The 22,984-nt window shown below is 62.5% G+C and carries 20 protein-coding genes; 16 read left to right on the top strand and 4 right to left on the bottom strand.

Going from position 1 to position 22,984, the window contains the following annotated elements; all coding sequences use genetic code 11:
- Nucleotides 1–28: 28 nt before the first annotated feature.
- The 13 genes from AC6CIA_RS12340 to madM all read left to right on the top strand — a co-directional run bounded on the left by AC6CIA_RS12340 (nt 29) and on the right by madM (nt 15,264).
- Nucleotides 29–5,884, top strand: coding sequence for a hybrid sensor histidine kinase/response regulator (locus AC6CIA_RS12340; RefSeq protein WP_498312322.1), 5,856 nt, complete (start codon nt 29–31; stop codon nt 5,882–5,884).
- The gene (locus tag AC6CIA_RS12345) at nt 5,877–6,332 is read left to right on the top strand and encodes a chemotaxis protein CheW (protein ID WP_339528039.1); all 456 of its coding nucleotides are present in this window, start codon (nt 5,877–5,879) and stop codon (nt 6,330–6,332) included. Before AC6CIA_RS12340 ends, AC6CIA_RS12345 begins: the two co-directional genes overlap by 8 nt.
- Before the next feature lie 572 nt (nt 6,333–6,904).
- A complete protein-coding gene (locus tag AC6CIA_RS12350; protein WP_498312324.1) occupies nt 6,905–7,156 on the top strand; it encodes a DUF6124 family protein in 252 nt (83 codons plus the stop codon).
- Between the two features lie 121 nt (nt 7,157–7,277).
- On the top strand, nt 7,278–8,003 hold the full coding sequence (locus AC6CIA_RS12355; RefSeq protein WP_498312325.1) for a hypothetical protein: 726 nt from the start codon (nt 7,278–7,280) through the stop codon (nt 8,001–8,003).
- A gap of 104 nt (nt 8,004–8,107) precedes the next feature.
- Nucleotides 8,108–9,778: a malonate decarboxylase subunit alpha gene (gene mdcA / locus AC6CIA_RS12360; RefSeq protein ID WP_498312327.1), complete on the top strand. Its 1,671-nt coding sequence runs from the start codon at nt 8,108–8,110 to the stop codon at nt 9,776–9,778.
- Entirely contained in the window at nt 9,779–10,636 is an 858-nt protein-coding gene (locus tag AC6CIA_RS12365; RefSeq protein ID WP_498312329.1) for a triphosphoribosyl-dephospho-CoA synthase, read from the top strand.
- The gene (locus AC6CIA_RS12370; protein ID WP_084378543.1) at nt 10,636–10,935 is read left to right on the top strand and encodes a malonate decarboxylase subunit delta; all 300 of its coding nucleotides are present in this window, start codon (nt 10,636–10,638) and stop codon (nt 10,933–10,935) included. Before AC6CIA_RS12365 ends, AC6CIA_RS12370 begins: the two co-directional genes overlap by 1 nt.
- The gene (locus AC6CIA_RS12375; protein ID WP_498312331.1) at nt 10,928–11,770 is read left to right on the top strand and encodes a biotin-independent malonate decarboxylase subunit beta; all 843 of its coding nucleotides are present in this window, start codon (nt 10,928–10,930) and stop codon (nt 11,768–11,770) included. Before AC6CIA_RS12370 ends, AC6CIA_RS12375 begins: the two co-directional genes overlap by 8 nt.
- A complete protein-coding gene (mdcE, locus tag AC6CIA_RS12380) occupies nt 11,767–12,543 on the top strand; it encodes a biotin-independent malonate decarboxylase subunit gamma (protein WP_498312333.1) in 777 nt (258 codons plus the stop codon). The genes AC6CIA_RS12375 and mdcE overlap by 4 nt, the downstream gene beginning before the upstream one ends.
- Entirely contained in the window at nt 12,537–13,133 is a 597-nt protein-coding gene (locus AC6CIA_RS12385; RefSeq protein WP_498312335.1) for a malonate decarboxylase holo-ACP synthase, read from the top strand. Before mdcE ends, AC6CIA_RS12385 begins: the two co-directional genes overlap by 7 nt.
- Nucleotides 13,130–14,035 (top strand): malonate decarboxylase subunit epsilon, encoded by a 906-nt coding sequence (gene mdcH, locus AC6CIA_RS12390; protein ID WP_498312337.1) that lies wholly within the window; start codon nt 13,130–13,132, stop codon nt 14,033–14,035. The genes AC6CIA_RS12385 and mdcH overlap by 4 nt, the downstream gene beginning before the upstream one ends.
- A 66-nt stretch (nt 14,036–14,101) precedes the next feature.
- On the top strand, nt 14,102–14,494 hold the full coding sequence (gene madL / locus AC6CIA_RS12395; protein WP_498312338.1) for a malonate transporter subunit MadL: 393 nt from the start codon (nt 14,102–14,104) through the stop codon (nt 14,492–14,494).
- Between the two features lie 5 nt (nt 14,495–14,499).
- Nucleotides 14,500–15,264: a malonate transporter subunit MadM gene (gene madM, locus AC6CIA_RS12400; RefSeq protein WP_339528065.1), complete on the top strand. Its 765-nt coding sequence runs from the start codon at nt 14,500–14,502 to the stop codon at nt 15,262–15,264.
- 105 nt (nt 15,265–15,369) lie between these two features.
- On the opposite strand, the gene AC6CIA_RS12405 is transcribed toward madM, so the two are convergent.
- Nucleotides 15,370–16,290 (bottom strand): LysR family transcriptional regulator, encoded by a 921-nt coding sequence (locus tag AC6CIA_RS12405; RefSeq protein WP_339528067.1) that lies wholly within the window; start codon nt 16,288–16,290, stop codon nt 15,370–15,372.
- A 150-nt stretch (nt 16,291–16,440) separates the two neighbouring features.
- Between AC6CIA_RS12405 and trhA the strand changes: the two genes are divergently transcribed.
- Nucleotides 16,441–17,058, top strand: a complete 618-nt coding sequence (trhA, locus tag AC6CIA_RS12410) for a PAQR family membrane homeostasis protein TrhA (protein ID WP_339528069.1) — start codon at nt 16,441–16,443, stop codon at nt 17,056–17,058.
- A gap of 234 nt (nt 17,059–17,292) precedes the next feature.
- Here the strand turns inward: trhA and AC6CIA_RS12415 are convergent, their stop codons facing one another.
- A complete protein-coding gene (locus AC6CIA_RS12415) occupies nt 17,293–18,195 on the bottom strand; it encodes a LysR family transcriptional regulator (RefSeq protein WP_498312341.1) in 903 nt (300 codons plus the stop codon).
- 105 nt (nt 18,196–18,300) lie between these two features.
- On the opposite strand from AC6CIA_RS12415, the gene AC6CIA_RS12420 reads away from it, so the two are divergent.
- Nucleotides 18,301–19,542: a D-amino acid dehydrogenase gene (locus AC6CIA_RS12420; RefSeq protein WP_498312343.1), complete on the top strand. Its 1,242-nt coding sequence runs from the start codon at nt 18,301–18,303 to the stop codon at nt 19,540–19,542.
- A 152-nt stretch (nt 19,543–19,694) separates the two neighbouring features.
- Entirely contained in the window at nt 19,695–20,582 is an 888-nt protein-coding gene (locus tag AC6CIA_RS12425; RefSeq protein WP_498312611.1) for a transporter substrate-binding domain-containing protein, read from the top strand.
- 131 nt (nt 20,583–20,713) lie between these two features.
- Here the strand turns inward: AC6CIA_RS12425 and AC6CIA_RS12430 are convergent, their stop codons facing one another.
- Together AC6CIA_RS12430 and AC6CIA_RS12435 are read right to left on the bottom strand one after the other, a co-directional pair.
- The gene (locus AC6CIA_RS12430) at nt 20,714–21,433 is read right to left on the bottom strand and encodes a 16S rRNA (uracil(1498)-N(3))-methyltransferase (protein WP_084378531.1); all 720 of its coding nucleotides are present in this window, start codon (nt 21,431–21,433) and stop codon (nt 20,714–20,716) included.
- Nucleotides 21,434–21,504: 71 nt separating this feature from the next.
- A complete protein-coding gene (locus tag AC6CIA_RS12435; protein WP_498312345.1) occupies nt 21,505–22,911 on the bottom strand; it encodes an adenosylmethionine--8-amino-7-oxononanoate transaminase in 1,407 nt (468 codons plus the stop codon).
- Between the last annotated feature and the right edge of the window lie 73 nt (nt 22,912–22,984).

The following is a 22,984-nucleotide window of genomic DNA, read 5'->3' on the forward strand; positions in this document are numbered from 1 at the left end:
CCCACGGTTAATTCAGATGGGAGCCGTTATGGTTGACCGGCACGACTACGTTGCCCTCGAATGGGTCAAGGGCGAAATCGCCGACACCCTGAAACAGGCGCGTTCGGCGTTGGACGCCTATGTCGACGATTCGAGCGGCGAGGCGATCACGCAGTGCCTCGCGGGCATTCATCAGGTCCACGGCGCCCTGCAAATGGTCGAGTTCTATGGCGCGGCGCTGCTTGCCGAAGAAATGGAGCACTTGGCCCAGGCTCTGCAAGGCGGGCGCGTCAGCCAGCGTGATGAGGGGGTTCGCCTGCTGCAACACGCCTTGGGGCAATTGCCGTTGTACCTGGACCGGGTCCACGGAGCGCGTCGGGACTTGCCGCTGGTGGTCCTGCCGCTGCTCAACGATCTGCGTAGCGTGCATGGCAAAAGCCTGCTGTCGGAAACCAGTCTGTTCAGCCCGCAACTGCTGGTGATCGCGCCGCTGCCCGAAGATGCCCTGGCCCAGCGTGCGCCAGAGGATTTCCCCGAGCACGTGCGACAATGGCGGCAAATGCTGCAGCAGGGGCTGGCCGGGCTGTTGCGTGAAGACCATGGCCCCAGCAACCTGGAAGATATGGCGCGGGTGTTCGCCCAGCTCGAAGCGTTGTGCCACGGCGCGCCGCTGTTGCCGCTGTGGCAAGTCACCTCGGCGCTGGCCGAAGGCATGCTCACCGGCGTTATCGCCAACAGTCCGGCGCTGCGCAGCCTGCTCAAGGCGTGTGACCAGGAACTCAAGCGCTTGCAAACCCACGGCATCGGCGCGATTAACACACCGGCGCCGGATGAGTTGCTCAAGAGTCTGTTGTTCTACATCGCCAAGGTCACCCGGCCGACGCCGCGCATGCAAAGCCTCAAGGAACGCTACGGCCTGGACGAAGCCTTGCCCGATAGCGCGCTGGTGGACGCCGAGCGTGCGCGCCTGGCGGGGCCCGATCGCAATGCCATGGGCTCGGTGCTGGGGGCGTTGTGTGAAGAGTTGGTACGGGTCAAGGAGCGCCTGGACCTGTTCGTGCGCAGCGACCGTCAGCATGCGTCCGACCTCGACAGTCTGTTGGCACCTTTGCGACAGATCGCCGACACCTTGGCGGTATTGGGTTTCGGCCAGCCGCGCAAAGTGATCATCGACCAGTTGGCGGTCGTGTTGGGTTTGGCCCAGGGCCAGCGTGAGCCGAACGACGCGGTACTGATGGACGTTGCGGGAGCGTTGCTCTACGTCGAAGCGACCCTGGCCGGGATGGTGGGTACCGTCGAGCCGCAAAGCCGCGAAGAAAGCCGATTGCCGACGACCGACCTGACCCGGATCCACCAGATGGTCATCAAGGAATCGTGCCAGTGTCTCCGACAGGCCCGGGAACTGCTCATCGATTGCCTTGAGGCAGGCTGGGACTCGCAGCGCCTGGAGTCGGTGCCCGAGTTGTTGACCCAGGTCCGCGGCGCTTTGGCGATGATCCCGTTGCCCCGCGCCGCGCGCCTGATGCGCGCGTGCAATGACTATGTCGATGAACAACTGATGAGCAGCAAGGTGGCGCCTGCCGAAGTGTCGCTTGCGCATTTCGCCGATGTGCTCACCAGCCTGGAGTACTACCTGGAGCGCATGCTCCAGGACCCGGACGCGCCTGGCGAACGGGTGCTGGATGTGACCTTTGAGGGGCTGACAGCGCTGGGTTATGCCCCGAGCGAAAACCCGTTGCCTTGGCGCCAGGCTGTGCCGCTGGCCAGCGATGAGCCGCGGCCGTCAACCGCGTCGCTGGCCGAGGCGCTGGCCCATCCGACCTCGCGCCTCAATCCGCCGGCGCTGCAACGCCCCGGGAGCCTGCTGCCGCCGCCCGCCGATGAGCAAGCGGTGGACGACGAGCTGCGGGACGTGTTCCTTGAAGAAACCGAAGAAGTGCTCGAGGTCTTGCATCGCCATGTACCGGACGGCGCGGCGGGCTTGAAAGACAAGTCCACCTTGAGCGAAATACGCCGAGCCTTTCACACCCTCAAAGGCAGCGGGCGCATGGTTCGCGCCCTGGTGCTGGCGGAATTGGCCTGGGCCGTGGAAAACTTGCTCAACCGGGTGCTGGAACGCAGTGTGGCGCCGGGGGCGGAGGTCCAGGCGATTCTGGAGGATGCCGTGGCAGTGCTGCCTGAGCTGATCGCGGATTTCGCTGCCGGTACCCAGCGTCAACGCGATGACGTAGATCACTTGGCGGCACAAGCCCATGCCTTGGCCGTGGGTGTCGAGTTACCGCAGAGGCAGGAGGAAGACACGCCCGCCCTGGATCCCTTGCTGCTGGAGATTTTCCGCAATGAGGTTCAAAGCCATCTCGACAGCATCAACCTTTTTTTGCAGCGCGCCACCGAGCAGATGCCGTTGCAGGTCAGTGACGAACTGCAACGCGCGCTGCATACCCTAAAGGGCAGCGCCTATATGGCCGGCGTGCTATCCATCGCTGAGCTGGCGCGGCCGCTGGACCACCTGACCCGTGAATACAAGGCCCATCGGTTGGCGTTGGACCTGGACGAAATCGACTTGCTGCTGGAAGCCGAAGCACTGCTGCAGCGCGGTTTGCGTCAGTTGGACCGCGAGCCTCATGCGCCGATCAGCGGTGCCGCCGATTTGATCGAGCGCATTCAAGGGCGTCTCGACAGCCAGCTTGAAGCCTTTATCAACGGCCCGAGCGCAGGCAAGCGGATCAAGCGTGATCCGCAGTTGATCAGCAACTTCCTGGCACAGGGCATGGACATCTTGCTCGACGCCGAAAGTCTTTTGCATCGCTGGCGGCAACATCCCGGCGAGCGCCAGGAACTCAGCGCCTTGCTGGAAGAGTTGACCACCCTGGGCGAGGGTGCGCACCTGGCGGATCTACACCCGATGGACGCGCTGTGCGAAGCCCTGCTCGACCTGTATGGCGCGGTGGAAGAGAGCAGCCTGGCCGTCAGCGAGCGCTTTTTTCACGAGGCCGAACAGGCCCATGAAGCGCTGATCAACATGCTCGATCAATTGGCCGCCGGCCAGGAAATCAGCCCCGCGCCGCTGCGGGTGCGGGCCTTGCGCGAGCTGCTGGAAGAAGGCCTCGACCCGGCCGCCACTGGCCTGATCAAGAGCGATGGCAGTCGCGGCCTGAGTATTTCCGAGTTGGTCACCGCCACTGCACAGTTGGAGCAGAGCACGGCGCTAGACGATGAAATCGTCGAGATATTCCTTGAAGAGGCCGTGGATATCCTCGACAGCGCCGGGCAGTCCCTCAAGCGCTGGTTGCTCGATCCCGAAAACGCGGCGCCGTTGCCGTCTCTGCAACGCGATTTGCACACGCTCAAAGGCGGCGCGCGCATGGCCGGGATCGGTCCGGTGGGCGATCTGGCGCTGGAGCTGGAGACCCTTTACGAAGGCCTGGTCGACCGGCGCTACAGCTATTCCAACGAAGTGGCGCAGCGGTTGATGGCCAGCCACGAACACCTGGCGCTGCAGTTGGAGCAATTGCAACAGCAGCAAGCATTGAGTGATTCCGGCACGTTGATCAGTCAATTGCGCGAGTGGCGCCAACAGCCTGGCGCTATAGCCGCTTCAGCGCCGCCAGCACCCGATGCGGCGGGCAGTGATCCCGAATTGCTGGAGATCTTTCTCGAAGAAGCGGCGGATATCCTCGACAGTTCCGGCGCCGCACTGGTGCGCTGGCAGGCCGACCCTCAAGGTCGCCAGGAAGTGGAAACCCTGCTGCGGGATCTGCACACCCTCAAGGGCGGTGCGCGGATGGTCGAAATCGGTCCGATAGGCGACCTGGCCCATGAGCTGGAATTTCTCTACGAAGGCTTGTCGGCGGGCTTGCTGTCATCCACGGCGGAGCTGTTCGCGCTGTTGCAAGGCTGCCACGACCGCTTGGCGCAAATGGTCGATGCGGTGGCGGCGGGTATGCCCGTGGGGTCGGTGGAACGCTTGATCGAGCGGATCAGAAGCCTGGTTCGCCCGGCGGAGGAACACGCTGCCCCGCTGACGCTGTCTGCCGGCAAGCCCGAGGCGGCGGCCGTCAGTGACCCGGCGGCGGACATGGTGAAAATCTCCGCCGAGCTGCTGGACGACCTGGTCAACCTGGCGGGTGAAACTTCGATTTTCCGTGGGCGTATCGAACAGCAGGTCAACGATGCGCGCCTCGCGCTGACCGAGGTGGAGACCACCATCGAACGGATGCGCGATCAACTGCGCCGCCTCGACATCGAAACCCAGGGCCGGATCCTCAGCCGCCAGCAGGCCGAGGCCGAACGGTTGGGCTACGAGGAGTTCGACCCGCTGGAAATGGACCGCCATTCCCAACTGCAACAGCTGTCTCGTGCGCTGTTTGAATCGGCCTCCGACTTGCTGGACCTCAAGGAAACCCTCGACCAGCGCAATCAGGACGCACAAAACCTGTTGCAGCAGCAGGCGCGGATCAACACTGAGCTGCAAGAAGGCTTGATGCGCACGCGCATGGTGCCGTTCGAGCGCATGCTGCCGCGCCTCAAGCGCATCGTGCGGCAAGTGGCCAGCGAGCTGGGCAAGGAGGTTGAGTTCGTGGTCGGCAATGCCGAGGGCGAGATGGACCGCAATGTACTGGAACGCATGGTCGCGCCGCTGGAGCATATGCTGCGCAACGCGGTCGACCACGGCCTGGAGTCGCGTGAGGCGCGTCTGTTGGCGGGCAAGCCGGAGAAAGGCCGGATCACCCTGGACCTGACCCATGAAGGTGGCGACATCATCTTCGACATGCGCGACGACGGCGCGGGCGTGCCCCTGGACGCGGTGCGGCGCAAGGCGATCAAGCGCGGCTTGCTCGACCCCAGCGTCGAGATCAGCGACCGCGATGTGCTGCAATTCATCTTGCAACCGGGCTTTTCCACCGCCGAGAAAATCACCCAGATTTCCGGGCGTGGCGTAGGCATGGACGTGGTTCATGAAGAGGTGCGCCAGCTTGGCGGCACGATGGTCATCGATTCCACGCCCGGGGCGGGTGTGCATTTCCGGATTCGTTTGCCGTTCACCGTGTCGGTCAATCGGGCGTTGATGGTGCAGTGCGCTGACGACCAATACGCGATTCCGCTGAACGCCATCCAGGGCCTGGTGCGGGTGCTGCCCGATGAACTGGAGGGGCACTACCAACTTGATCCTCCTGTGTATGAATACGCTGGGCAGCGCTATGAGTTGCATTACCTGGGCGAGCTTTTGCACACCGTCGCCCGGCCTGAACTGCTGGGTCAACACCAGCCGTTGCCGGTGTTGCTGATGCACTGCAATGACCGAAAGGTTGCCGTGCAGGTCGACGCCATGGCCGGCACTCGCGAGATTGTGGTCAAGGGCCTGGGCCCGCAATTTGCCACGGTGCAAGGGCTGTCGGGGGCGACGATCCTCGGGGACGGCCGGGTGGTGCTGATTATCGACCTGCTGGCCTATATTCGCGCGTTGGCTCCCGCCTTGCCGTCTCAAGCGTCGGGCATGCTGCCGGCGCTCAACGAGCCGCAACAGAAACGCCGGTTGCGGGTGCTGGTGGTGGACGACTCGGTCACGGTGCGCAAAGTCACCAGCCGGCTGTTGGAGCGCAACGGCATGAACGTGCTGACCGCCAAAGACGGCGTCGACGCCATCGCCGTGCTCGAAGAGCACACGCCCGACCTGATGTTGCTGGACATTGAAATGCCACGCATGGACGGTTTCGAAGTGGCCATTCAGGTGCGCAACGACCCACGGCTCAAGCACCTGCCGATCATCATGATCACTTCCCGCACCGGGCAGAAACACCGCGACCGGGCGATGGCCATCGGCGTCAACGATTACCTCGGCAAGCCTTATCAGGAGTCGGTGTTGTTGGAGAGCATCGCCTACTGGAGCCCGAAACATGCTTGATCATCGAGCCAGCCAACTCACCGGACTGCTGCTGCCCCTGGCCGACCGTCACCTGTTGTTGCCCAACGTGGCGGTAGCGGAGCTGATCGACTTCCAGCGCGGCGAACCCGCCAGTGACGCACCGCCGTGGTACTTGCGCCAAGTGACCTGGCGCGACCAGCAGCTGCCGCTGATCAGCTTTGAAGCCGCCTGCGGTGGCGCCAGCGCAATGGGCGAGCACGCACGGATCGTGGTGCTCAATGCCCTGGGCGGACGGGCGACGCTGAAATTCATTGCGCTGGTGATTCAGGGCATCCCGCGCTCATACAAAGTCGACAGCCAGTTGAGTTACGTGGATGTGCCGCTCTGCCCGCTGGAACTGGCGGCGGTACAAATCGGCGAACAGGTGGCGAAGGTCCCGGACCTGATGGGGCTGGAAGCGCTGCTGGTGGAGGCCGGGTTGGCCTGAACAAAATCCCTGTGACTGATGGAGATCAAAGGTGGGAGCTGTCGAGCCCCGGCGAGGCTGCGATGAGGGCGGAGCTGCCGACATTTATGTCGCCTGGCAGATTGCTATCGCAGCCTCGCCGGGGCTCGACAGCTCCCACAAGGACCTTATTTATCCTGCTCCGCCAGCGAGTTGATTCAAATTCCAAAGGCTAGAGAGACGACATCTGAGTAACAACCCTAAAAGCCTGTAGGAATGATCGCGCGGCATGATGCCTTCAGATTTTTCCCGCGAGTTTTCGCGCCCCACATGAACTTGTCGCTCGCCCCCTTCGAGCCTAGTCTTTGACGGTCATCGCAAAAAACGGTGACACGGACGTGCAAGTCCGACGAAACTGTTTAGGCGTGCAAACGCCCAGCTAACCAACGGGCGTTTTTTGTGCTCGCTGCTTTATGGCGGCTGCGCGCAGGAGGTCCTCGGACCTGCTGGGTGTCCTAAACAGGCCCGGTCTTGCACACCTGCGCACGGTCGCCACCTTCATTCGCGTGCAAGCAATTGGTGGCGCTCCTTACTGACTGTTTAGGAGCTTTATCATGTTCAAACCCACACCCAATTCGCCCGCCTCATCCGGCCTCTTCAGCGTTAATCCTCACCAAAACACCGAAACCCTGTTGATCAACGCCAGCGAAACCCTTGCCTCACTCAACGCCTTGACTGGCGGCCTGGCTTTTGAACTGGTGGGTTCCCAGCGCGGTGTGATGCTTGCGATCCAGCAAATGACCGAACTGGGCCAGATGTTGGTGGAGCGGGCCTTGGAACAGCTGTCTCCTTCGCCTGCACCCTGATACTTGATCGGTCCCAAACAGGGAACGATCGGTCCCGGTTTGGGACTTGCGAATACTCAGATAAAGCTCCCAGAACATATGCCGATAACCCGAGGAGTCTTTCGGTGGAAGTAACGACGCAATGTGGCTATTCGACGTATTTGCCTGGTTGTACAACCTGAGCCCGTTTACCGGTGCCTTGTTGATGTGGTTCGCGGTGCTGGTGGCGACCGCGAGCTTGACGATGAGGTTCGAGTCGAACCGCGGGAAGCTGTGGGGATTTGTGGTCAGCGCAGCCGGTGCGGTGATTATCTTGTTGTACCTGGAAAGCCTCAATCTTGATGACGACGGAAAAGCGCTCAAAACGGTGGTGAGCAACCTGGTGGTGATGACCTTGGGTGGCCTTGGCTCTGGCCTGCTCGCGGTGGCCATATCCCAAGGGCCTGACGAGGCTGAAGACACTCAGGCCCGTACCTTCATTCGTGATCGACTGTTGAATATCTTCGAGTACGCGTTCTTTTTTATCGGTGCCTGTGCATTCGTGCTGTTCGTTACTTCCCTGTTACCGGCACTGCTGCAACGGCCCGTGGCGACGGAGCATGAGATAGCGAGCCTGTTGGTGGTGTTCCTGGGCGCAGGCTTGGGTTACGCGATAGCCGCCGGTCCTCGTCGACTGAAAAACTGGGAGCAGCTGGGCGCCGGCATGTTGGTGGTATTGCTGCTGTTCCTGCTGCCCGTGTATGTGCAGGGCTTGCTCGGGTTGTGGACCGGGGCGCGGACGGCGGTCTTGAGTTTTCATGCGGTGGCAGCGCTCGCTTTAGCCTGGACGGTCTGGCGTCAGCGCATTAACGCCCGTGACGCCAGGTGATGCGCACCGTTACTCCAGCCGTAACAGTTCGCCGCCGAGCTTGATTGATGGGCCCGTGATTCGCTCCTAAGGTAAGCCCACGACAGCGAACCCGTGGAGCGAGCATGACAACAACAATAAACCCCGATTCGCGCTGGACGCGGCGGCGCGATGAAAAGCGGCGGCGACTCGAGCTGGTCAAGTCCATTGCCGACGGTGCGGTGATCCCCAGTGACAGGCTCGTCGAGGCGCTTGAAAGGCTGATCCTGCCCGGCGACCGCGTGGTACTGGAAGGCAACAACCAGAAGCAGGCGGATTTTCTCTCGCGTTCCCTGGCCAAGGCCGACCCGGCCAAGCTTCACGACTTGCACATGATCATGCCCAGCGTCGGGCGCTCCGAGCACCTGGACCTGTTTGAAAAGGGCATTGCGCGCAAGCTCGATTTCTCCTTCGCCGGCACCCAATCGCTGCGCATCAGCCAACTGCTGGAAGACGGGCTGTTGGAAGTCGGCGCGATTCACACCTACATCGAACTTTACGCACGGCTGGTGGTGGACCTGATCCCCAACGTGGTGCTGTCCGCCGGTTTCATGGCCGACCGCGCCGGTAATATCTACACCGGCCCCAGCACCGAAGACACCCCGGCGCTGATCGAGCCCGCGGCGTTCAGCGATGGCATTGTCATCGTCCAGGTCAACCAGTTGGTGGACGATGTCAGCGATTTGCCCCGCGTCGACATCCCGGCCAGTTGGGTCGATTTCGTGGTGGTGGCCGACAAGCCTTTCTACATCGAACCGCTGTTCACCCGCGATCCACGGCACATCAAACCGGTGCATGTGTTGATGGCGATGATGGCGATCCGTGGCATCTACGAGAAACACAATGTCCAGTCGCTGAACCACGGCATCGGTTTCAACACCGCCGCGATCGAGCTGATCCTGCCGACCTATGGCGAATCCCTCGGCCTCAAAGGCAAGATCTGCCGTAACTGGACGCTCAACCCTCACCCAACCTTGATCCCGGCCATTGAAAGCGGTTGGGTCGAAAGCGTGCATTGCTTCGGTACCGAACTAGGCATGGAAAACTACATCGCCGCCCGTCCGGATGTGTTTTTCACCGGTCGCGACGGCTCCATGCGCTCCAACCGGATGTTCTGCCAACTCGCCGGGCAATACGCCGTGGACTTGTTTATCGGCGCCACCCTGCAGGTGGACGGCGACGGCCATTCCTCCACCGTGACGCGCGGTCGCCTCGCCGGTTTCGGTGGGGCGCCGAACATGGGCCACGACCCGCGGGGTCGGCGTCACGGCACGCCAGCCTGGCTCGACATGCGCCACGGCGATGCGCCTGAAGCCTTGCTCGAGCGCGGCAAGAAGCTGGTGGTGCAAATGGTCGAAACGTTCCAGGAAGGCGGCAAACCGACCTTCGTCGAAACCCTCGATGCGGTGGAAGTGGCGCGCAAGAGCGGCATGCCGCTGGCGCCGATCATGATTTACGGCGACGACGTGACCCACTTGCTCACCGAAGAAGGCATTGCCTACCTGTACAAGGCGCGTTCCGTGGAAGAGCGCCAGGCGATGATTGCGGCGGTGGCCGGCGTCACCGCCATCGGCCTGCGCCACAACCCCAAGGACACCGCGCGCATGCGCCGCGAGGGGTTGATCGCCTTGCCGGAAGACCTCGGTATCCGCCGCACCGACGCCACCCGCGAGCTGCTGGCCGCGAAAAGCGTGGCTGATCTGGTGGAATGGTCCGGTGGCTTGTACAACCCGCCCGCCAAGTTCAGGAGCTGGTAAATGCACGCACTCAAACTGCACACACTGACGCTGGCCGAGCAACTGGCTGACCTGGCGGTAGAGGCCTTGATCGACGAAGCGGATCTTTCGCCGAAGCCGGCCCTGGTGGATCGGCGTGGCAATGGGGCCCACAACGATCTGCACCTGGGCCTGATGCATGCGTCGGCGCTGTCCCTGTGGCCGGCCTTCAAGGAAATGGCCGAGGCGGCGATCGCACTGGGTGAAATCGGCCTGCCGTTGCGCGAGGCGCTAGGGCGAATCGGCCGCGAAGGCGAACAGTCAATGCTCGCCACCACCCAAGGCGTGAACACTCACCGTGGGGCGATCTGGGCCCTTGGATTGCTGGTCGCCGCCGCCGCCCTGGCGCCTGAATCACGCAACGCCAATGCGCTGGCCTTGCGGGCGGCGCGCCTGGCGCTGCTCAATGACCGGCATGCGCCGCAAGCGCTGAGCCATGGCGCACAAGTTGCCCGCCGCTACGGTGCTCATGGCGCCCGCGAAGAAGCCCAACTGGGTTTCCCATCGGTGCTGCAACGCGGCCTGCCGCAGCTGAAAAAAAGCCGCGCGCACCCGCACGGCGAACAGAACGCCCGCCTCGACGCACTGCTGGCGATCATGACCCGACTGGCCGACACCTGCGTGCTCTACCGCGCCGGCACCGAAGGCTTGCAGACCATGCAACAGGGCGCGCAAGCGGTGCTGGATGCGGGCGGCAGCGCGAGTCTGGCCGGGCGGCGTCGACTGAACGAACTGGATCAGCAGTTGCTCGCCTTGAATGCTTCCCCCGGAGGCGCCGCCGACCTGCTGGCCGCTTGCCTGTTTATCGACCGCATCGAGTCTTGCGATGGAGCGTTTTGATGGAAACCTTATCCTTTGAATTCCCCGCCGGGCAGCCGCCAAAAGGCCGTGCGCTGGTGGGGTGTGTCGGTTCCGGTGACTTGGAAGTGTTGTTGGAACCGGGCACCGCGGGCACCTTGACGATCCAGGTGCAAACCTCGGTCAACGGCGCCGGGCAACGTTGGCAGCACCTGTTCGAGCGGATCTTCCAGGAGCAGACCCCACCGGCCCTGAACATTGATATCCACGACTTCGGCGCCACGCCCGGCGTGGTGCGCCTGCGCCTGGAACAAGGTTTCGAGGAGGTCGGCCATGACTGATTTGCGCAGCAAACACAGTTTTGTCGAGCTGGGTGCCCGGCAGCGGGCCAAGGCCTTGCTGGATGCCGGCAGTTACCGGGAACTGATCGACCCGTTTCAGCGAGTGATGTCGCCGTGGTTGAGTCGTCAGGGCGTCGTGCCGCAAGCGGACGACGGTGTGGTGATCGCCAAGGGCCTGATCGATGGATTGCCGGTGGTGATCGCCGCGATTGAAGGCAATTTCCAGGGCGGCAGCCTGGGTGAAGTGGGTGGCGCGAAAATCGCCGGCGCCCTGGAACTGGCCGCCGAAGACAACCGCAACGGTGTTCCCACCCGCGCGGTGCTGTTGTTGGAAACCGGCGGTGTGCGCTTGCAGGAAGCCAACCTTGGACTGGCGGCGATTGCCGATATCCACGCCGCGATTGTCGACCTGCGCCAGTACCAGCCAGTGATCGGTGTGGTGGCGGGCAGCGTCGGTTGTTTTGGCGGCATGTCCATCGCCGCGGGCTTGTGCAGTTACTTGCTGGTGACCCGCGAAGCACGGCTGGGCTTGAACGGCCCGCAAGTGATTGAGCAGGAAGCCGGCCTTGAAGAATACGATTCCCGCGACCGGCCATTCATCTGGAGCCTGACCGGCGGCGAACAGCGCTTTAACAGTGGCTTGGCCGACCGTTATGTGGCGGACGATGTGGCGCGGATCCAACAGCAAGTCACTGAACTGTTGCACCAGGGTTTGCCGGCAAGCCAACGCAGTCGCCAAGCCGATGACTACCTGGCGCGCCTGGCCACGCTGGACGCCGAACCGCAAATCGATGCGGCGGCGGTTCGTGATCTGTATCAGGGAGAACGCCCATGAGAGGTGTGCAGTGGTTCAACGCGTTGAGTGCCGGCGCGACGCCCGTCAGCGGCTTGCCAGACTCGCTGAAAGTCGCGGATGCGCTGCTCGGCGAGCAAACCGTACGCGTTATCGCGGTGGTGCCCGATGGCCACAATCGGTTTCCCCGTGCCCGTAGCGGTGAAGTCGGTTTGCTCGAAGGCTGGGGCTTGGCCAAGGCGGTCGATGAAGTGATTGCCAGCGGCGATAAGCGCCCGGTGATTGCCATCGTCGATGTGCCGAGCCAGGCCTATGGACGGCGCGAAGAGGCGCTGGGCATTCACCAGGCGCTGGCCGCCGCCGCCGACAGCTACGCCCGCGCGCGGCTGGCCGGGCACCCGGTGATCGGCTTGCTGGTGGGCAAGGCCATGTCCGGGGCGTTTCTCGCCCACGGCTATCAAGCCAATCGCCTGATTGCCCTGCGCGATCCGGGCGTCATGGTTCATGCCATGGGCAAAGCCTCGGCGGCACGGGTGACCTTGCGCAGTGTCGAAGAATTGGAAGCGCTGGCCGCCAGCGTGCCGCCGATGGCCTATGACATCGACAGTTTCGCCAGCCTGGGTTTGCTGTGGGAGACCTTGTCGGTCAACAACATTGAGCAGCCCACGGCCGACGACGTGGCGCGGGTCAGCGACTGCCTGGTGCAGGCCATCACGGATGTGCGGCGCGGCGGCCGTGACTTGAGCGGTCGCCTCGGCGCGCCCCATCGCGCGGCCTCCAGTCACGTTCGTCAGTTGCTGCGGGAGCAATGGTGAACGCGCACGACTTGCTCTGGGGCATGACCCCGGCCCAGCTCCCGGTCGATGCACCGGACTGGGTGCTGGACGCGGTCCGCGCGGGACACCCGGTGGTGGTGCGCCGCGCCGTGGTCGACGGCGGTTGGCTGCCGGTCGGCGTGCGTGGCCCGTTACGCGAGCAACGCTACGCAACGTTGATGCCGCTTGAGGCAATTGAGCGGCGGGTCACCCCGCAGGCATTACGCAATGTGACCTCGCCACGGGATTTGCCCGCCCTGCGCGCACTGGATCAACTGCGGCCCTTGCTGGAACCGTTGGATTGGGGCGTCAGCGGCAGCGCCGGATTTGAGTTGGCCAGCGGCATTGAGGCGTTGCATGCCGACAGTGACCTGGACCTGATTGTGTGCACGCCCGAACCAATGGACCGACGCGAGGCCGCTGAATGGCTGGCGTTGTTGGACACGGCGCTCTGCCCGGTGGACGTGCAACTGCAAACCCCCTTGGGCGCGCTCGCCTTGCGCGAATGGGCCGGCACCGCCGCGCGCGTACTGCTCAAGGCCAGCGACGGCGCGCGATTGGTGCGCGATCCGTGGCAGGCCGTTGCATGAGCAGCCTTCTGGTGTTTCCAGGCCAGGGCGCGCAGCGTCCGGGTATGCTCGCGCAGTTGCCGGCCCACGTGCTGCAAGAGGCCAGCGACAGTTTGGGCGAAGACGTACGCCAACTCGATTCAGCGCAGGCTTTGACGTCTACCCGCGCCGTGCAGCTGTGCCTGTTGATCGCCGGGGTCGCCAGTGCGCGTTTGCTGGAGCACACAGCGGATTACGTCGCGGGCCTGTCCATCGGCGCGTACCCGGCAGCGGTGATTGCGGGCTCGCTGGAATTTCGCGATGCGCTGAAACTGGTCAGTCTGCGGGGCGAGTTGATGCAGCAGGCTTATCCCGATGGCTACGGCATGACCGCGATCATCGGCCTGGACCTGGCCGCCGTGGAAGCGTTGCTGGCCCAGGTCCACAGCCGGCAGACCCCGGTGTACCTGGCGAATATCAACGCCGATAACCAAAGCGTCATCGCCGGCAGTCATGCGGCCATGCAAGCCGTCGCCGAACGCGTTCGCGGGCGCGGGGTCGCCAAGCGTCTGGCGGTCAGTGTGCCGTCGCATTGCCCGCTGCTGGAGCAACCCGCCCAGGCGCTGGCGGCGGCGTTTGCCGGGGTCACGTTGAAGACCCCGACCATCCGTTACCTGAGCAGCAGTCGCGCCCGCCCGATGCGCGACCCCGAACAGTTGCGCGACGACTTGGCCTTCAACATGTGCCGCGTCGTCGACTGGCGCGGCACCGTACAAGGTGCGTATGAGCGCGGCGTGCGCTTGCAAATCGAATTGCCTCCGGGCGCGGTGCTCAGCGGTTTGTCGCGGCGCGTGTTTGAACAAGGCCGTGTCATGGCCTTCGAGGGGACGCGCCTGGACACCTTGCAGGCACTCCTGCGAGAGGAGGGCAGCCACCACCGATAAAGCGTGACCTTGGCTTTCGAAGCACAACAACAACAATTTCGAATAAGCATAAAGAGGATTACCAAGATGATTATTTACGGTGTGGCGTTCTTGGCCATATGTACCCTGACCGGGCTGTTTATCGGCGAGCTGCTGGGCAAGTTGCTGGGTATTCCGGCTAACGTCGGTGGGGTCGGCATCGCGATGTTGCTGCTGATTGGTTTTGGCAGCTACCTGGGCAAGCGCGGCCTGTTTACCGGCAAGTCGGAACAAGGCCTGACTTTTTGGGCGGCGATCTACATCCCGATCGTGGTGGCGATGGCGGCCCAGCAAAACGTCTATGGCGCGATCAGTGGCGGCCCCATGGCGATCCTGGCCGGAACCTGTGCGGTGGTGGTGGCGTTTGCCCTGGTGCCCGTCCTGGTACGTATCGGCAACAGTGAGCCGGATGCTGCCTCCACTACCAAGTCGGTGGGGTGATCGCCATGTATGAATCCTTGATGAAAGTCATTACGGGCTACGGCTTGATCAGCGGTTTCGCGCTGATTGGTTTGACGATGTGGGTGTCCTACTGGATCTCCGACAACTTCACCAAAGGTCGCTTGCATGGTTCGGCCATCGCGATTCTGCTGGGCCTGGTGCTGTCCTATGTCGGCGGCGCCTTCACCGGTGGCTCGAAAGGCGTGGTGGATATCCCGTTGTTGTCGGGCATTGGCCTGCTGGGTGGGGCGATGCTGCGGGATTTCGCGATTGTCGCCACCGCCTTCGGGGTCAGTGTCGATGAGCTTAAACGCGCCGGGTATGTGGGTGTGCTGGCGCTGTTTGTCGGGGTCGGTTCATCGTTTATTGCCGGTGTGGGCGTGGCGATGGCCTTTGGTTACACCGATGCGGTCAGCCTGACCACCATCGGCGCGGGCGCGGTGACCTACATCGTCGGGCCGGTGACCGGCGCGGCGATTGGCGCGAGTTCCGAGGTCATGGCGCTGTCCATCGCGGCCGGGTTGATCAAGGCCATTCTGGTGATGGTCATGACACCGTTCGTGGCGCCGCTGATCGGCCTGAACAATCCACGCAGCGCGGTGATCTTTGGTGGGCTGATGGGCACCTCGAGCGGTGTGGCGGGCGGACTGGCGGCGACCGACCCGAAACTGGTGCCTTACGGGTGCCTGACGGCGGCGTTCTATACGGCGCTGGGGTGTTTGCTCGGGCCGTCGTTGTTGTTCCTGATGATGCGCGGGCTGATGGGCTGATCCGGTAGTCTCGATTGAATGATCGGGCGCCATCGCGAGCAAGCCCGCTCCCACATTGCAATGCATTTCAAATGTGGGAGCGGGCTTGCTCGCGATGGCGGTATTTCAGACCGCCAAGTGTCGGTTGGCATACATCCGACACTCCGCGAGCAACGCCAGCAAGTTCGGATCACGCTCCTTGGCCTTCAAGAACACTACCCCGATGTGCTGCTGCAACCGGTAACGTGCCTGCAGGGGAATCAGCTTGACCCGATTCTCGTACACCGCCGCAATCCTGCCCGGCAGCAGCGCATACCCCACGCCCGAGCTGACCATGCTCAGCAGGGTGAAGATATCGTTGACCTGCATCGCCACCTTCGGCTCGAAGCCCGCCTGCTTGAACACCCGGTTGCCATCCTGGTGCGTGGCGAAGCCTTGGGTCAGGGTGATGAACGTGGCGTGGCGGACTTCGGCCAGGTCGATTTCGTGTGCGCGGTCGAAAGGTGAATCGGCCGGTGTGGCGAGGTAGATATCGTCGGAAAACAGTGGGATCTGTGCACAGTCCGGGTCGCTGGCGTGTTCGTCCAGAGAGATCAGGATCGCGTCGACTTCCATGTTCTTGAGCTTGTACAGCAGGTCGAAATTGGAGCCGAGGATCAGGTCGATATTCAGCTCGCTGCGGCGGATCTTCAGGCCCATGATCAACTGCGGTACAGTCTTCACGGTCAGCGAATACAGGGCGCCGAGCTTGAAGCGCTCGGCGGAAAAACCTGCGGCTTCGCGGGTCAGGCGCACGCTGTCGACCACTTCCTGTACCAGCTTTTGCGCGCGTTCCTCCAGCACATAGGCACTCTCCAGCGGCGTGAGGTTGCGACCCTCGTGCTTGAACAGCGGGCAGCGCAGGGCGTTTTCCAGGGAATGGATGGCGCGGTGGACGCTGACATTGCTGGTCTGCAACTCGGCGGCGGCGCGGGCCAGGTTGCCGGTGCGCATGAACGCCAGGAAGATTTCCAGCTTCTTGAGGGTGAACTCTTCGTCGATCAGCATGGCGGTGACTCTTGTTCGAATGCCCTCGATTGTGCCCGCAAAACCGCCGGGCTCCCAGCGCTGTCCCCGGAACATCACATTAGCCTTGCACTCTTATGCGCAAGGCTGGAGGCTTGCCAGCCAATCGGTAACACGGGAGATGACGGACAGATGTACCACGGAGAACGATTCAACGCCTGGAGCCATTTGCTCGGTGCCATCGCGGCATTTGCCGGTGCGGTGTGGATGTTGGTGGTGGCGAGTCTGGATGGCAGTCCCTGGAAGATCGTCAGCGTGGCCATCTACGGATTCACGCTGCTGGTGCTGTACAGCGCCTCGACGGTTTATCACAGCGTGCGCGGGCGCAGAAAACAGATCATGCAGAAGGTCGACCACTTTTCCATCTACCTGCTGATTGCCGGGAGCTACACCCCGTTCTGCCTGGTGACCCTGCGCGGGCCCTGGGGCTGGACGCTGTTCGGGATTGTCTGGGGGCTGGCGGTGATCGGCATTTTGCAGGAGATCAAGCCGCGCTCTGAAGCACGGATCCTGTCGATTGTGATCTATGCGGTGATGGGCTGGATCGTGTTGGTGGCGGTCAAGCCGCTGATCGCTGCGCTGGGCACGACGGGGTTCATCTGGCTGGCGTCGGGCGGCGTGTTGTACACCGTGGGTATCCTCTTTTTTGCCCTGGAGGACCGCTTGCGGCATTCTCACGGAATCTGGCATTTGTTTGTGATCGGCGGCAGCCTGCTGCATTTTGTGGCGATCATGCGGTATGTGCTTTAACCGACACAGGGATTAAAACTGTGAGAGCTGGCGTATGTGGGCTAATACCGTTGAGTTTTTGTAGGAGCGAGCTTGCTCGCGAAAAACTCATAGGCGCCGCGTTTATTCAGGAAACACGCGTTATCGTTGACGTTTTTCGCGAGCAAGGGCTAGGCGCCCCCCTCGCTCCTACAAAAAACTCAACCGCATTAAGGCAAGCCCAGATTGGATGTGTGGTGCTTTGACGAGGTGCGTTTACAGTCGATCCAACTGTTCTTGCGCCCGGTTGCCGAAGATTTCCAGCAGGCTGGCGAGCATATGCGGCGGCGGTTCATCGACGCGGGTCAGGGCGTACAACGTGATGGGCAGCGGCGGCGCCAGCGGACGAATGCAGGTCGCCGTGGCCGACGCGCCCAGCGCCGTGAACGGGTCGATTACCGCCAACCCGGCGCCGGATTCCACCATGGCGCGGGCCAGTGAATAAGTCTGTACCGAAATACGCACCCGAGGTGGCGGCTCGACGGCTTCCAGGTAATTGTCGAGCCGTGCCGACAACGGGTCGGCGCTGGACAGACCAATCAACGGCGCCCCCGCCAGCCCCCTCAAGGGCAACGGATTGGTCAGTTCTGCCTGCGGCCAATAACCTCGCGGCGCCAGCGCCACCAGTACGCCGTGGGCCAGCGCCTGGGCCTTGAGCCCGGGATGGTCCGGGGACTTGAGCGTCAATGCGACATCCATCTCGCGCATCAACAGGCTCTGCACCAGTTCACGGCTGTGGGCACTGGACAATTCACAGGCAATGTTCGGATAGCGCTGGGTCCATTCACCGATTGCCGGTGGCAACAGCGATAACGCCAAGGCCGGCGTGGCGCCGATCCGCAGGCTCTGACCGGGCTCACGCCGCAGGTTATGCGCCAGCCGCCTGACGCCTTGCAGGCTTTCGCTGACCTTATCGACTTCGCGCTCCAGGGCCAGCGCTTCCGGGGTCGGCTGCAATTTGCCGCGTATCCGCAGAAACAGCGGGAAACCCAGCTGCAGCTCGGCGTGTTGCAGCACTTTGGTCACCGCGGGTTGCGAGACGTGCAGCAACTGAGCGGCGGCACTGATCGAGCCGGTCTGGCGAATGGCCTGGAAAATTTCGATATGACGCAAGCGCATGACGAGTCCATAACCTTTGCTTATAGGTGGTCCATCTTTATTCATTGTCTGGCGCCTGTCACCTGCCGCTACGCTTGGCCGCTGAATACAACGAGCGGGAACGACATGGCGCAGCGGGTGTGCATCATTGGGGGTGGGGTCATCGGTCTGGCGAGTGCCTATGCGCTGGTCCGCGCCGGCATGGACGTGACCGTGATCGAGGCGCGTGAAAGCCTGGCCAGTGAGACCAGTTTTGCGAACGGCGGTCAGCTTTCCTATCGCTACGTCGCGCCGCTGGCCGACAAGGGCGTGCCGTTGCAAGCTATCGGCTGGCTATTGCGCGGCGATTCGCCATTGAAACTGCGGCCACGCCTGGACCCGGCGCAATGGCGCTGGATGGCGGCCTTTCTTGGCGCCTGCCGCGCGTCGGTCAACAAGCGCAATGCCGGCCACCTGTTGCGTCTGGCGTCATTGAGTCAAAACACCTTGCAGCAATGGCGCGACGAGGATCGGCTGGACGGCTTCGACTGGCAGCGCAACGGCAAACTGGTGACATTCCGCAGCCACCACACGTTCGCGCATGCGCGAGACAAAGTGTTCGATCGCCTGCAACAGCAGGTGTTGTCGACGGCCGATTGCAAGCGGCTGGAACCGACCCTTGGCGCTGCGCGTTTTGTCGGCGGGATCTACACGCCCAATGAGGAAGTGGCGGACTGTCATGGCTTTTGCCAGCAATTGGCAGCGCGGCTGCAAGCCTCGGGGCGTTGTACTTTTTTGTTGGGGCGCAAGGTCACCGGCATCCGTCACGCCCACGGTACGGTGCAGGCCATTGAACTGGCCGGTGAAGTCATGCCGGTCGAGCACCTGGTGCTGGCCGCGGGGGTGCGCAGCCCGGCGCTGGCGTTGCCTGGCATGGCGCTGCCGCTGTATCCCCTCAAGGGCTACAGCTTGAGTGTGCCGATTGGGGCGCAGCATCGGGCGCCGACGATCAGCATCACCGACTACGACCGCAAAGTTGTCTATGCTCGTATCGGTAAGCAGCTGCGGGTGGCGGCGATGGTCGACATCGTTGGTTTCGACACCCGCCTTGAGCCCAAGCGCCTGGCATTGATCAAGCGCCAGGCTTGCGAAACCTTTCCGTTGGCCGGCGATTATGCCCAGGCCACCGAATGGGCCGGCATGCGCCCGGCCACCCCCAGCGGCGTGCCGCTGATCGGTGCCAGTGTCTATCGCAACCTGTGGCTCAACCTGGGTCATGGCGCGCTCGGCTTTACCCTGGCCTGCGGCAGCGGCCAAGTCTTGACTGAACTGATTGGCCAGCACACGACTTCCATCGACATGCAGGGCCTTGCGCCTCGCGCCGCCTAGGACAGATCCATGACCCTTACCCGAATCAACAGCAACGGCCGCCTGTGCGCGGTTGATGACAAGAAAACCCACGGAGAAAGACAATGCACACAGTGTGGCTAAGGGATTTGCCGGATCGCCGTATCGCTCCCGGCGGATTGCGCGGCAGGCGAATGTTAGGCGGTGCACTGGCACTGTTGCTGGGCGCTCAAGCCCAGGCAGCCGAGGCGCCATTGGACGGCACCTTGGCCAAGATTGCCGAAGCCAGGAGCATCACTCTCGGTTACCGCGATGCATCGGTGCCGTTTTCCTATATCGGCGATCACAGCGGTAAACCCATGGGTTACTCGGTGGACCTGGCCAGCAAGATTGTCGAGCGCATCCAACAAAAGACCGGACTGCCCACGCTCAACGTGAAATACAACCTGGTGACCTCCCAGACCCGTATTCCGCTGGTGCAGAACGGCACTGTCGACTTGGAATGCGGCTCTACTGGCGTGACCGCCGAGCGCCAGAAGCAGGTGGCGTTTTCCTACGGTTTTATCTACGTGAAGGGCCAGTTGCTGACCGCCAAGGACAGCGGTATCAAAAGCTTCGCCGACCTCAGGGACAAGAACGTGGTGACCACCGCCGGTACCACCAACGAGCGTTTTCTCAAGCGCTATAACTTCGAGCACACGCTCAATATGTCGGTGGTCAGCGCCAAGGACCATGGCGAAGCGTTCAAGATGCTGGAGAGCGGCCGTGCGGCGGCGTTCTATATGGATGACGCGTTGCTCTACGGCGAACGCGCCAAGGCCAGGGACCCACACAACTGGGTCGTGGTGGGCGAGGAGCAGTCGCGGGAAATCTACAGTTGCATGGTGCGCAAGGACGATCCGCAGTTTCTGGCGGTGGTCAACGATACCCTGGCCGAGCTGTACCGATCGGGGGAAATCAACGGTATCTACCAACGCTGGTTCGAACAGCCAATCCCCCCCAAGGGCTTGAACCTGGAGTTCCCGATGACCCGTGAGCTGAAAGCGATCATTGCCAAACCGGTGAGTGATCCGGTGGAATAAACATGCCTTCCACATGTGGGAGCGGGCTTGCTCGCGATGGCGGTGTATCAGTCACTGGATATTTCGACTGATATACCGTCATCGCGAGCAAGCCCGCTCCCACATTTTTTTGAGTGGGTTTATAAGGCGGGTTAGAAGTCGCCCCACAGTTGCTGAGCGACGGAGAGTGCGACTACCGGCGCGGTCTCGGTACGCAACACCCGCGGGCCGAGGCGGGCCGCTTGGAAGCCTGCGCCTTGGGCAGTCTCGACTTCGTGGTCGGTCAAGCCTCCTTCAGGGCCGATCAAGAAAGCCAGGCTCGACGGCTTGGCATGACTGACCAGCGGCTCGGCCACCGGGTGCAGTACCAACTTCAGGTCAGCCTCGGTTTGCTTCAACCAATCCGCCAGCAACAGCGGTGGATGAATCACTGGTACGGTCGAACGCCCGCATTGCTCACAAGCGCTGATTGCGACCTGGCGCCAGTGCAGCAGGCGCTTGTCGGCGCGTTCGTCCTTGAGCCGTACTTCGCAACGGTCACTGAAGATCGGGGTGATTTGCATGACGCCAAGTTCGGTGGCTTTCTGGATCGCCCAGTCCATCCGCTCACCCCGGGACAAGCCCTGGCCGAGGTGGATGTGCAAGGGCGATTCGGCCTGGCCGGCGAAGCGTTCCGTCAGTTGCACGGTGACGTGCTTTTTGCCGACCTCCAGCAACGAGCCACGAAACTCCTGCCCGGAGCCGTCGAACAATTGCACGGCATCGCCTTCACCCATGCGCAGTACGCGGCTGATGTAATGGGCCTGGGCTTCAGGCAACGGGTGGTCGCCAATGCTCAGCGGCGCGTCGACAAAAAAACGGGACAGTCTCATTTCGGTTCTCTGAACAGGTTTAGGTCGGAACGGGGGCGGCCTAGCCCTCGCTCCTACAGGGTTCTGGGGAATCAGCCGGGATCGCGGAAGCCTGGGTGGAAGTCTTTTGGTACTGACACGCTGACTGTGCTGTTGGTGGCGATATCGATGCCTTCAGTGGCCACCTCGGCCAGGAAGTCGATCTGCTCCGGGGTGATCACATAGGGCGGCAGGAAATACACCACGCTGCCCAACGGCCGCAGCAACGCGCCGCGCTCCAGGGCATGCTCAAACACTTTCAGGCCGCGGCGTTCTTGCCAGGGGTAGGCCGTTTTGCTGGCTTTGTCCTGGACCATCTCGATGGCCAGCACCATACCGGTCTGGCGCACTTCCGAGACATGCGGATGTTCCACCAGGTGTTCGGTGGCGGTGGCCATGCGTGTGGCGAGGGCCTTGTTGTTTTCGATGACGTTGTCTTCTTCGAAGATATCCAGCGTCGCCAGGGCCGCCGCGCACGCCAGCGGATTGCCGGTGTAGCTGTGGGAATGCAGGAAGGCGCGCAGGGTCGGGTAGTCGTCGTAGAACGCGCTGTAGACGTCCTCGGTGGTGACCACGGCGGCCAACGGCAGGTAACCGCCGGTCAGCGCCTTGGACAGGCAGAGAAAGTCCGGACGAATGCCCGCCTGCTCACAGGCAAACATGCTGCCGGTGCGGCCGAAGCCGACGGCGATTTCGTCGTGGATCAGGTGCACGCCGTAGCGATCGCAGGCCTCGCGCAGCAACTTGAGATAGACCGGGTGGTACATGCGCATGCCGCCAGCGCCCTGGATCAGCGGCTCGACGATCACCGCCGCAACGCTCGCGTGGTGATCCGCCAGGGTTTGCTCCATGGCCTGGAACATATGGCGCGAGTGCTCTTCCCAGCTCATGCCCTCAGGACGCAGGTAGCAGTCCGGGCTCGGCACTTTCAGCGTGTCCAGCAGCAAGGCCTTGTAGGTCTCGGTGAACAGCGGCACATCGCCCACCGACATCGCGGCGATGGTTTCGCCGTGGTAGCTGTTGGTCAGCGTGACGAAGCGTTTCTTGTTCGGCAGGCCGCGGTTGAGCCAATAATGGAAGCTCATTTTCAACGCGACTTCGATGCACGATGATCCGTTGTCGGCGTAGAAGCACCGGGTCAGGCCTTCCGGCGTCATCTGCACCAGGCGCTCGGACAGTTCGATCACCGGCTGATGGCTGAAGCCGGCCAGGATCACATGTTCCAGTTGATCCACCTGATCCTTGATGCGCTGATTGATGCGCGGGTTGGCGTGGCCGAACACGTTGACCCACCAGGAACTGACGGCGTCGAGATAGCGCTTGCCTTCAAAGTCTTCCAGCCACACGCCTTCGCCCCGCTTGATCGGGACCAGAGGCAGTTGCTGGTGGTCTTTCATCTGGGTGCAGGGATGCCAGAGCACCGCGAGGTCGCGTTGCATCCACTGGTTATTCAAACCCATGTTCATTCTCCTCGAAGCAGGTCGCGCCGCGCGCGGGCGAAACAATCGCGCAAGCCTATGCAATGCGCAGCGG

This window comes from Pseudomonas sp. GQ91 (assembly GCF_059758795.1).